Origin of the sequence: Streptococcus sp. SK643, from assembly GCF_000259505.1 — a bacterium.
Taxonomy (GTDB): domain Bacteria; phylum Bacillota; class Bacilli; order Lactobacillales; family Streptococcaceae; genus Streptococcus.
On record NZ_AJMM01000019.1, the window covers coordinates 180,959 to 190,740 of the forward strand.

A 9,782-nucleotide genomic window follows, 5' to 3' on the forward strand; every position below is an offset into this window, starting at 1 on the left:
ATAAAACAAGGAGGAATTAGAGTTATGAATATACAAGTTCAAAAACTTAGAAAATCATATAAGGATAGAGAAGTGCTGAAAAATATTTCTTTTGAAATAAAAGAGGGAAGTATTTGTGGATTATTAGGTATCAATGGTGCAGGAAAATCAACAATTATGAAGATTATTTTTGGTCTTGAAAATGCTGATAGTGGTACGGTTATTTTTAATGGGGGAAAAAATGCGGGCATATATGAGATTGGAGCGCTTATTGAAACTCCTGCTATCTATATGAACTTATCTGCTTATGATAACTTAAAAACAAGAGCATTATTATATGACATTTCTGACGAACGAATTAATGAAGTATTAAACTTGATTGGGCTATCTAATACGGGAAAGAAGAAAGCAGGGAGCTTTTCTTTAGGTATGAAACAACGTTTGGGATTAGGTATGGCAATAATTACTAGTCCAGATTTGCTCATTTTAGATGAACCTACCAATGGATTGGATCCAGATGGTATAAAGGAATTATTGAATTTAATGATTTCTTTAAAGAAATCAGGAATGACAATTCTTTTATCTAGCCATCAACTGTATGAAGTTAGTAAAGTGGCAGATAAAGTTGTTATTTTACATGATGGTCACATTTTTTACGACGGTTCGAATGTTCAAAGTGATGATTTAGAATCTTTATTTTTTAGAATTGTTCATGGAGGTGATGCAATATGATAAAAATATTTAAATCAGAATGGTTAAAACAGCGAAAAAATACATCCAAAAAATTCTTGATAATAGCTCCGGGATTGTCGATTTTAATAGCTATATTACTTGTTGGACCGAGTATTATAGAAAGTTTTTCAATATATTGGTGGGAAGCCGTCTTTTTGTATACACTTATTGGATTGTTATTTTTATATGATTATAAAGCAGAAGAAGCTGCAGGAAACTTCCAGAATATATACTTTCGAAATGATAGCATAAAAATATATATCGTAAAGATACTTTTAAAATTAAAAGATTTACTCATTTCTAACGTATGGTTTTTAGCTATATTATTATTTACAAGTAATTTTTTGTATGCCGACTTAATATCATTGAATATAATTGGTGACTTAATTTGTTTAGTAATTATTTCGATAACATCCATATGGGTATTGCCACTCTTGTATCTATTTTCGAAATGGATCAACCCCTATATCCTAGTATCTATTAACTCCTTGATTTGTTTTTTGGTTGCACCTTTTATCTCTCAAAGTAGCTTTTGGTTCTTCTTTCCTTTTACATATCATTATAAAATTGCTTATAGTCTTATGTATATAAAACCGTCAGGAGATTTAGATTTAACAAATCATGTAACAGACGTTAAAATGGTAGTATTTGCCGTATTTCTATCATTGATTCTATTTATTGTTTCTTTGTTAATGTTAAATTGGAGGTTAAGTAATGATCCAATTGCTAAAAAGTGAAATGATTAAATTTAAAGGTTCGTATCAACTATACATTATTTTGATTTTGTCTACTATACAACTATTGACAATTCCAATTTACATATTATCTGTAAATAACACAATTGTATTGGAAAATATTATCTTTTTACCCATGTTAGGCTATTGTATGATAACTACGATAATCACTTTATTAGTATCTGAACAAGAAATCAATGCTAATCATTATCAGAATATTAGGAGTGGGAGAAATATATCCAGTATATGGGGAGCGAAACTTTTTGTGTTAGATTTACTATTATCTTTACTCACTATTCCTTTATGGGTAGTTGTAGGTATAGAGTTAGAACACTTTTCATATTATTTTTACGTAGGAATAGTTAGTTGGTTATTACTAATATTGCTGAATCATTTCCACATGCTATTGACATTGTTTATTGCGAAAGGAGGCAATTTACTTATAGCTGTTGTAGAAAGTTTATTTCTATTATTTGCAACAAATAAAGTTTTTCTCAATATTTTTTGGATTCCAGTAATTTTGCCAGTTAATATAATTTTAGAAAACAATTTCAGAAGCACAACCAATTTATTAGTTTTAACTTTTTATGTTGTATTATTGTTTGTTGCTAATTTAGTAGTTGTAAGCAGAAAAGGTGTTTAATTATATATTCTGATGGAAATGAAGGAAGTGTTAAATTTTTGAATGGAAGTTTGGGAATTGTTTTGACTTTACTTCATATCCAAAATAAGTCTTTAAAGACGTATTGGAGAGAGGCGTTATTGATTTTTGATAATTTAACTATAGAAAATTAGGAGGAGAACTATGAAATTCAAAAAGATCTATCTTTCCGTCATTTTTTTCTTAAGTTTACTTGGATTGACTGGATGCACATATGAGAAGTATGATGTTAAATTTCTCGACTCAAGTTATAATCGATTTGATTATAAAGGAGAGCATTATGGTGTAACTAATCAATTAATTTCATATGAAAATATTGAAAGTAAAGTAGGCAATCATGATGATACTTATGAAATATCTTACGATGATTCCAATAATGAAATAAAGAATGATATGTTGGAGATTGGTGACTTATATCAGACCCAGAATAGAGAATTTGCCATAAAAATTGATAGTACTTTCTATAAATGTAGACTACTTGATAATATTTCTAAAGAAGAACTCCTAAAAGTTTCTGACTTATTTAATGTTCGCTTAGTAGGAGGATTTGCTATCAATGAGCAAGAAGCCAGAGAGTTGAAGGTAGGGGAACAATCATTTACAATTACTGAAGAAATTATTCCAAAAGAAGAGCTTAGTGCTACAGTTGCTAACTTAGATAATCAAGTAAAGTCAGTCACTAGATTATCAGGGGAGCACGAAAGTTGGAAATATGGAGAAATATGTTCTTTAGAAAATCAGTCTATCCACGAGAAAGTAGCAGTTAAATTGAATGGAGAATATCATTTGGCTTTCTTAAGAAGTTGAACTGGGCAAAAAATCTTTAAAAGAAAAAAGCGCATAGTGTCAGGCATTGGAAAAACTAGTGGAAAATAATACACGTATTCAACCTTATATGACTGAATCAACCTATTCTCAAGAATTGTCAAGTCAAAATGATGCCATGAACCAAGTTTATAAGGACTATATTTTGGATTATCATTTCGAAAAAGCGGATATCTTTGTTAATCAGACTACGAATCAAGCTATTGCCATGATCTCTTATGAGGTTAGAACAGGAAAAGAGACAGATATCACTACAAGTTATCAGCAAGATCTTAAAAGGTTGATTGCGGATAACAATAGTGATATTCAAAGTAGTCAAAAGAAAATTGAAGAGTTACATACTTTGATTGACACAAAGAATAAAGACAATAAGAAATTGCAGTCCATTTATGATGCGATTTCCGAATTACACTAAGCAGTCCTAATAGGCTGCTTTTTTTGAGAGGTTATAGATGTTTACAACATTTTTTAAGAAAAACCACGATAATGGTGATGTATTTAAGAAGCTAATTCATAGACTATCTGATATGTCTGTCCAAGATCTTGAAAAAATAGACCGACTGTTAGATATCATTTTCACTCCAGATCAAGGATCAGAACAACTAAAAACAGAATCAACTTACAGAGAAGAAACTTTGGACGACACATTAAAGGAAGCTAAGAATCAACTTCATAAGGAACAATTGAAGAAGAATTTAGATAGGTTTAGGAAAAATAGTCAATAACGCACCAAATTTGGTGCATTGTTCTTTTTTATGCTATAATTGAATTATAAAAATAAAGGAGTTTGCCATGATTGGAAAGAACATAAAATCCTTACGTAAAACACATGACTTAACACAAACCGAATTTGCACGGATTGTAGGTATTTCACGAAATAGTCTTAGTCGTTATGAAAATGGAACGAGTTCAGTCTCTACCGAATTAATAGATATCATTTGTCAGAAGTTTAATGTATCTTATGTCGATATTGTAGGAGAAGACAAAATGCTCAATCCTGTTGAAGATTATGAATTGACCTTAAAAATTGAAATTGTGAAAGAAAGAGGTGCTAATCTACTATCTCGACTCTATCGTTATCAAGATAGTCAGGGGATTAGCATTGATGATGAATCTAATCCTTGGATTTTAATGAGTGATGATCTATCTGACTTGATTCATACGAATATCTATTTAGTAGAGACTTTTGATGAAATAGAGAGATATAGCGGCTATTTGGATGGAATTGAGCGCATGTTAGAGATATCTGAAAAACGGATGGTAGCCTAATGGAAATCCAAGATTATACTGATAGTGAATTCAAACATGCTCTAGCACGGAATTTTCGTTCACTGACAAGAGGAAAAAAGTCCAGTAAACAACCTATAGCGATTTTGCTTGGAGGGCAAAGTGGTGCTGGTAAGACTACAATTCATCGTATTAAACAGAAAGAATTTCAAGGAAATATTGTTATCATAGATGGCGATAGTTTTCGTTCTCAGCATCCACACTATTTAGAACTGCAGCAAGAATATGGCAAAGACAGTGTAGAATACACCAAAGATTTTGCAGGTAAAATGGTAGAGTCTTTAGTAACAGAATTGAGTAGTTTGGGATACAATCTTTTGATAGAGGGAACTTTACGAACGATTGATGTTCCAAAGAAAACAGCACAACTCTTGAAAAATAAGGGATATGAAGTACAATTAGCCTTGATTGCGACAAAGCCTAAGCTGTCCTATCTGAGCACTCTTATCCGATACGAAGAACTGTACGCTATCAATCCAAACCAAGCACGCGCAACTTCAAAAGAACATCATGATTTCATTGTAAATCATCTAGTTGATAATACACGGCAGTTGGAAGAACTAGCTATCTTTGAAAGAATTCAAATTTATCAACGAGATAGAAGTTGTGTATATGATTCAAAAGAAGATAAGACTTCAGCAGCAACCGTTCTTCATGATTTACTATTTGGAAAATGGAACACGGTTGAAAAAGAGATGTTGAAGATAGGGAAGGAACGGTTGAGAGAGTTAAGTATGAGAACCCCAAAATAGAAGAGAATTTTTATGTATTTAAAAAGCTTATCAATAAAGAATTATAGAAAATATGGTGAAGAAGCTCAGACTATTCACTTCGCTCATAGTAAATGGCCAGAAATGTCAGTCGATGAAGATGAAGGGAATAAGTTAAATATAACGGAAGAGTATAGATTAATAAGTTCATCATTAATTGTAGGAAAAATAATGCTGGTAAAAGTACAATTGTCAAATTATTAAATACGCTACAAAATAGTAAGTCCAGTAGCCGTGGCATTTCCCACTACAGATTTTTTAAATCAGATAGCTTTTATTTTAAAAAATCGTCCAGAGGTATTGGGCGCAATTGTAAAAGCTTTTTTGGATAAAAAACCAAACTATATTTATCATCCGAGGATTGGCGCTGATATTGAAGTGACTTTTTTACCGAAAGAAGTGTATATTTGTCGGAACGAGACAGATATTATGCTAGCTAAAAGTGAATTTGTCCATTTTTTAGATGGGGTTGATAAGGTTTATAGTGACATTCTTCCCTTGGGCACATTGGTTGAGATTGATAAGGAGCAGCTATCTCAAGAGTTAGTAGTGTCACTTTTAGGCGATGAGCCACTTTATGTCATGATTATGGGGCGAAAAGTCGTTTTCGACGGAGCTTATGTGGATTATTTAGCACAGTTCTGGCCACTTGGTCTTCAAGCAGAGCTTCCACCGATGACGATTCATAAGACTATGATCAAACGAATCATCGCTCAGGGTTATTCGGAATCAGAAAAAGAAAGTTCCTATGTGGGTCAATTACGGGAAATATTGATGAAAACAGCTATTCCTTCCCACTTTTATCTACGATTACAGGAGGAGTTAGACGATGAAAATCAAGCGTAGCGAGTTGGAAAGTTTAAAGGATTTTCTCTATAAACAGCCCAAGCTTTCGAGTCTGATTTGGCTGAGGCACAGTCGACTGCGCAGAGTCTTGGATCGTGTCAAGCGCTGCGTGGTGATGTCAAGACTGCGATTTACCATGAGTTGAACTATTACAACCTTCCCCTTCCTCAGGGTTATATGGACTATTCTAATCTGCTTTATACTGAGTTTGACAATCTGATTTCTGACTTTGAATCAACAGTCGGTGAGAAAAGCGCAACAGCTGTCATCAACAGTGAGGCCTTAACTAGCTTGAAGCAGAGTGTGGATGGTCTCCATTCCTCCATTGTTCGGGATATGGATGCGACGAATAAATATTATACGGAAATTTCTGACTTGATCTCACTGAAAGCTCCCAGCAAGGATAAGTTGAGTCGGGCTATTGAGCGTCGAAACAGTCGCTTTCAGAGACGGAGAAGCAACTGGCTGCCTTCAATGGCAAGCAGGCTACAAGTGAGTTAGATGCGATTTTAAATAATCAAAATAAGGGCTTAACGAAGGTGAGTGGGACGGTTACCATGGCCAGCCCTTATCGTAATCCTGAAGCGCTTGATATCTATCGTAATCCTCATTTCAAGAAGGCAGCAAACCGTTATCACCAGAAAGTGGATAGCCTAGCAAGGGCTTACTTCCAGAAGAATCATCCAGGCGTTGCATTTGACAAGGACAAGGCAGGGATTGAGGAATTGCAGGCTCTGGCGAGGGAGGTGACTAAGAAGGCGGAGTATGGAGATTCATCTTCAGTTAAGACGTTAGGAGACTATGGTAATGACTTAGCGGAAACTTCAGTCTTTACAAGTCTTGAAGAAGGTATCAAGCACCTTATTGAGAAAATGAAAGTATCAGTACCGGATGCAGCTAATTATTGGAGCGTAGGAATGACTGGTAATTCATATTATCAAAATATGAATTTCTCCTTTAATGCACAACAATTTGCGAAAGACTCCACGACGAATGCTCTAAAAGGTCTTTTTAAGAATATTACTGTGTCAGAAGTTGGTATTCCGATTCCAGGTACGAATGTTTCCATGGGGATATCAGGTATTAGCTCGGTCTTTATGGGATTAGACCTTGTCAAAAATCTTCAAGAAGAAAATGCCGGACGTGCCTTTACACATACTGCAGTAACGACGGCAGTGACAGCAGTAGGGGTTGATATGCTTACTACAGGAATAATATATGCTAGTGTTGGGACAGGCTATGTTGCTAGTGGAGCTACCATTTTAGCAACTGCTATGACAAGCAATCCAGTTGGTTGGTCAATTGCGGCTGGTGTTGCAGTAGCTTTTGTAGTTGACCAAGCTTATAAAAATAACTTTTTGGGTATTAAAACCATAGCAAATGAGATGGGCGACAATCTTGAAAAAAGTGTTAAGGAAATAGGAAGCAATATTGATTCAGGTATCAAAGAAGTTGGAAGCAAAATTGATGCAGGTATCAAGGAAGTCGGAAATAGTATTGATACCGGTATTAAATCAATTCAGAAAGTGTTTGGGTGGTAGGAGTAAAAGATGGAGATAAGTTTTAGAAATTCTAACATTGGTTGCTATCAAATAGTCGAAATAGATGGGCATTCTCAGAAATATATTATGGATACTAGCACTCTGTCACCTAAGAGATACTGTTGGGGTTTATTACCCCAAAATATCACTCTTGATATGACGGAATTGGATAAGAAAAATACTAGTTTTGAAACAAAATCAAAAACACTATTGGGAACTAGCACTATAGCTATAATGGTCCAACCGATTGTAAAAATTGGATACGATATGTTAAGAAATTTATTTGTAAATTATGAGATAAGTCAACAAATATTCTTAAAGATAGTTTTATATTTTATTTCTATGTTGATTTCTTATCTTGTTATTTGGAATTCTCTGCGAAAAGCTCATAAAATTGCAGCTGAACGGTTGCCTAAGGAAAGTAAGAAAGCTAGATTAACACTTCGAACGACTAAAAGAAGAGAGTTAACTGGGTATATATTTCTTTTCCTAAACTTAGCATGCTTACTTTTCTTTTTAATGTTAAACGATGGTGAAGAGGGAGCAATTTTAGTAATTAATGGTTTAATTTCATTAGCCTTATTCTTGAGCGTTTGGACGATGCCTCCAATAAGTTTTTCTTATAGAAATAAATTTTTGACAGTTGAAAAAATTGAAGAATTGTAATAACGATGAAGCAGCCTTTATAGAGATTTTTTGATGGATTTGATAATGGTTTTAAAAAATATTGAATTACCATCATTGTTTTTGGAGGAAAATTTTGGAATTAAAATTTAAAAATTCAAGTATGATGTGCTTTCAAATTGTTCAGATAGATCAAGAATCGAAGAAGTATGTCATGGATACGAGTACAATAAGCCCCAAGAGTTATTATTGGGGAATAAAAACAGATACGATTACAGTAGACATGGTAGAGATTGAAAAGAATAATAACCAGTTTGCAATTAAACCTAGAAGACCTGTAAGTGCGACAATGGGAGCCATTATCGTTCAACCAATCGTCAAGGTTAGCTATGATGCACTGAAGGAACTCTTTATTCATAATAATATTAGCGAACAAATATTATTAAAGTTATTACTCTTTGCAATTTCTATGCTAATTTCTTATTTTGCCATTCTGATTTCATTAAAGTTATCTCATAAAAAAGCAGATAAATGGATTCCTAAAAACAGCAATAAATACATAGTTACATTTACAACTATTCAGAAAAGTAACGGAGGAGCATATCCTTTTGTTGGAGCCATTGCCCTTTGTTTACTTTTCTTTCTTGGTTTGAATAATGGAACAGAAGGAGCTTTCTTGGTAATCAATGGAATCGTATCGTTATTCTTTTTCATGTTTACTCTAGGAAGTTTTCCAATCGCTCATCCATACAAGCATGGTCAAATTGAGGTTGAAAAGATTGAGAAATTATAGAATGAATGATATTGGAAATAGTATTGATTCAGGTATTAAATCAATTCAGAAAGTATTTGGGTGGTAAATGTGGAATTAAAATTTAAATATTCGAATATAGCAGTTTTTAGAATCGTAGAGTTTAAGAATAAAAGTTATATCTTAGATCCTACTACTATAAAAGGCAAATCCTATTTTTTCGGTTCGCTTCCGAAAGAGGTTACTGCTGAGATGGTTGAACTATCTCCGTCTAATGATAGTTTTAGAATAAAATCGAAAACACCAATAGGCGCATCTACTGCTCTAGTTATCATGATTCAGCCACTTGTGGGCTTCTCTCATACGCTGATGAAAGATGCCTTTATTAGCTGGGGAATCAATCAGCAAATTTTAATGAAAGTAGCGTTATTTGCTTTCTCTGTATTTTTGTCATATCTTATGGCTGTCTTTTATGAAAAAAGTGCGGTAGGGAAGTTTGAATCAAGAGTACCCAAAAACAGTAAACGTTGTCGACTTGTTTTGGAACCCAAAGGTAAACGAATGATTGATTGGTGGTATATTACTCTTGGAATTAATGCTGTTTGTTTAGCATTTTTTATAGGACTTGACAGTGGTTATGAAAGTGCTATATTGGTTATAAATGGCATAATTTCGTGGTGGTTTTTTGTAATACTGAGAATGCCACAAATCCCAGAGTATTATAAGACACTAACATTAACTGAAATTGAAGAGCTATAAATACAGAACGTTGAGAAGTTAGAAATGACTTTGATTCCGGTATTAAATCAATTCAGAAAGTGTTTGGATGGTAAATATGGAATTAAAATTTAAAGAAACAAATAAAACTTTTCATAAAATTGTAGAATTTAAAGGTGAAAAATATCTTTTGGACATGACTAGCATTAGTCCTAAAACTTATTTCTGGGGTTCTCTTCCTAGTGAAATCACAGCTAAATGCTCAAAGTTAGATAAAAGAGATACGAGTTTTGAGAGCTTAGCTCCAACTATGAG

At 33.4% G+C, this 9,782-nt stretch carries 15 protein-coding genes and 1 pseudogene; all 16 read left to right on the forward strand.

Annotated features, from left to right (window positions below; all coding sequences use genetic code 11):
- Window positions 1-24 precede the first annotated feature (24 nt).
- Window positions 25-711 (forward strand): ABC transporter ATP-binding protein, encoded by a 687-nt coding sequence (locus HMPREF1117_RS08070; protein WP_001025882.1) that lies wholly within the window; start codon window positions 25-27, stop codon window positions 709-711.
- Window positions 708-1,448 carry a lantibiotic ABC transporter permease gene (locus HMPREF1117_RS08075; protein ID WP_000590349.1) on the forward strand — a complete coding sequence of 247 codons (741 nt, stop codon included), beginning with the start codon at window positions 708-710 and terminating at the stop codon, window positions 1,446-1,448. Before HMPREF1117_RS08070 ends, HMPREF1117_RS08075 begins: the two co-directional genes overlap by 4 nt.
- Window positions 1,426-2,088, forward strand: coding sequence for a hypothetical protein (locus HMPREF1117_RS08080; RefSeq protein ID WP_000615439.1), 663 nt, complete (start codon window positions 1,426-1,428; stop codon window positions 2,086-2,088). Before HMPREF1117_RS08075 ends, HMPREF1117_RS08080 begins: the two co-directional genes overlap by 23 nt.
- A gap of 162 nt (window positions 2,089-2,250) precedes the next feature.
- Complete coding sequence (locus tag HMPREF1117_RS08085) at window positions 2,251-2,913, forward strand: NisI/SpaI family lantibiotic immunity lipoprotein (protein ID WP_000669434.1); 663 nt, start codon at window positions 2,251-2,253, stop codon at window positions 2,911-2,913.
- A 58-nt stretch (window positions 2,914-2,971) separates the two neighbouring features.
- On the forward strand, window positions 2,972-3,346 hold the full coding sequence (locus HMPREF1117_RS12060; protein ID WP_000430110.1) for a DUF5945 family protein: 375 nt from the start codon (window positions 2,972-2,974) through the stop codon (window positions 3,344-3,346).
- Between the two features lie 37 nt (window positions 3,347-3,383).
- The gene (locus tag HMPREF1117_RS08100) at window positions 3,384-3,656 is read left to right on the forward strand and encodes a hypothetical protein (protein ID WP_000495437.1); all 273 of its coding nucleotides are present in this window, start codon (window positions 3,384-3,386) and stop codon (window positions 3,654-3,656) included.
- A 67-nt stretch (window positions 3,657-3,723) separates the two neighbouring features.
- Window positions 3,724-4,200 carry a type II toxin-antitoxin system antitoxin PezA gene (gene pezA / locus HMPREF1117_RS0102215; RefSeq protein WP_000579622.1) on the forward strand — a complete coding sequence of 159 codons (477 nt, stop codon included), beginning with the start codon at window positions 3,724-3,726 and terminating at the stop codon, window positions 4,198-4,200.
- Window positions 4,200-4,970: a type II toxin-antitoxin system toxin PezT gene (gene pezT, locus HMPREF1117_RS08105; RefSeq protein ID WP_000405345.1), complete on the forward strand. Its 771-nt coding sequence runs from the start codon at window positions 4,200-4,202 to the stop codon at window positions 4,968-4,970. Before pezA ends, pezT begins: the two co-directional genes overlap by 1 nt.
- Window positions 4,971-4,982: 12 nt before the next feature.
- Complete coding sequence (locus tag HMPREF1117_RS0102220; RefSeq protein ID WP_000281025.1) at window positions 4,983-5,192, forward strand: hypothetical protein; 210 nt, start codon at window positions 4,983-4,985, stop codon at window positions 5,190-5,192.
- A 120-nt stretch (window positions 5,193-5,312) separates the two neighbouring features.
- A complete protein-coding gene (locus HMPREF1117_RS0102225) occupies window positions 5,313-5,834 on the forward strand; it encodes a DUF4176 domain-containing protein (RefSeq protein WP_231160767.1) in 522 nt (173 codons plus the stop codon).
- 57 nt (window positions 5,835-5,891) lie between these two features.
- Entirely contained in the window at window positions 5,892-6,335 is a 444-nt protein-coding gene (locus HMPREF1117_RS08110) for a T7SS effector LXG polymorphic toxin (RefSeq protein ID WP_007556985.1), read from the forward strand.
- Between the two features lie 56 nt (window positions 6,336-6,391).
- Entirely contained in the window at window positions 6,392-7,375 is a 984-nt protein-coding gene (locus HMPREF1117_RS08115; RefSeq protein ID WP_000168115.1) for a hypothetical protein, read from the forward strand.
- A gap of 9 nt (window positions 7,376-7,384) precedes the next feature.
- Complete coding sequence (locus tag HMPREF1117_RS08120; RefSeq protein ID WP_000406034.1) at window positions 7,385-8,041, forward strand: DUF443 family protein; 657 nt, start codon at window positions 7,385-7,387, stop codon at window positions 8,039-8,041.
- Between the two features lie 94 nt (window positions 8,042-8,135).
- Window positions 8,136-8,792: a hypothetical protein gene (locus tag HMPREF1117_RS08125; RefSeq protein ID WP_000420678.1), complete on the forward strand. Its 657-nt coding sequence runs from the start codon at window positions 8,136-8,138 to the stop codon at window positions 8,790-8,792.
- A gap of 60 nt (window positions 8,793-8,852) precedes the next feature.
- Complete coding sequence (locus HMPREF1117_RS08130; protein ID WP_000248456.1) at window positions 8,853-9,509, forward strand: DUF443 family protein; 657 nt, start codon at window positions 8,853-8,855, stop codon at window positions 9,507-9,509.
- A 76-nt stretch (window positions 9,510-9,585) separates the two neighbouring features.
- Window positions 9,586-9,782: pseudogene (locus HMPREF1117_RS08135) on the forward strand (DUF443 family protein); the annotation flags it as partial.

Coding starts and splice junctions, on each gene's coding strand:
- HMPREF1117_RS08070 (WP_001025882.1), top strand. CDS start 25: ATGAATATACAAGTTCAAAAACTTAGAAAATCATATAAGGATAGAGAA.
- HMPREF1117_RS08075 (WP_000590349.1), top strand. CDS start 708: ATGATAAAAATATTTAAATCAGAATGGTTAAAACAGCGAAAAAATACA.
- HMPREF1117_RS08080 (WP_000615439.1), top strand. CDS start 1,426: ATGATCCAATTGCTAAAAAGTGAAATGATTAAATTTAAAGGTTCGTAT.
- HMPREF1117_RS08085 (WP_000669434.1), top strand. CDS start 2,251: ATGAAATTCAAAAAGATCTATCTTTCCGTCATTTTTTTCTTAAGTTTA.
- HMPREF1117_RS08100 (WP_000495437.1), top strand. CDS start 3,384: ATGTTTACAACATTTTTTAAGAAAAACCACGATAATGGTGATGTATTT.
- pezA (WP_000579622.1), top strand. CDS start 3,724: ATGATTGGAAAGAACATAAAATCCTTACGTAAAACACATGACTTAACA.
- pezT (WP_000405345.1), top strand. CDS start 4,200: ATGGAAATCCAAGATTATACTGATAGTGAATTCAAACATGCTCTAGCA.
- HMPREF1117_RS0102220 (WP_000281025.1), top strand. CDS start 4,983: ATGTATTTAAAAAGCTTATCAATAAAGAATTATAGAAAATATGGTGAA.
- HMPREF1117_RS08115 (WP_000168115.1), top strand. CDS start 6,392: ATGGCCAGCCCTTATCGTAATCCTGAAGCGCTTGATATCTATCGTAAT.
- HMPREF1117_RS08120 (WP_000406034.1), top strand. CDS start 7,385: ATGGAGATAAGTTTTAGAAATTCTAACATTGGTTGCTATCAAATAGTC.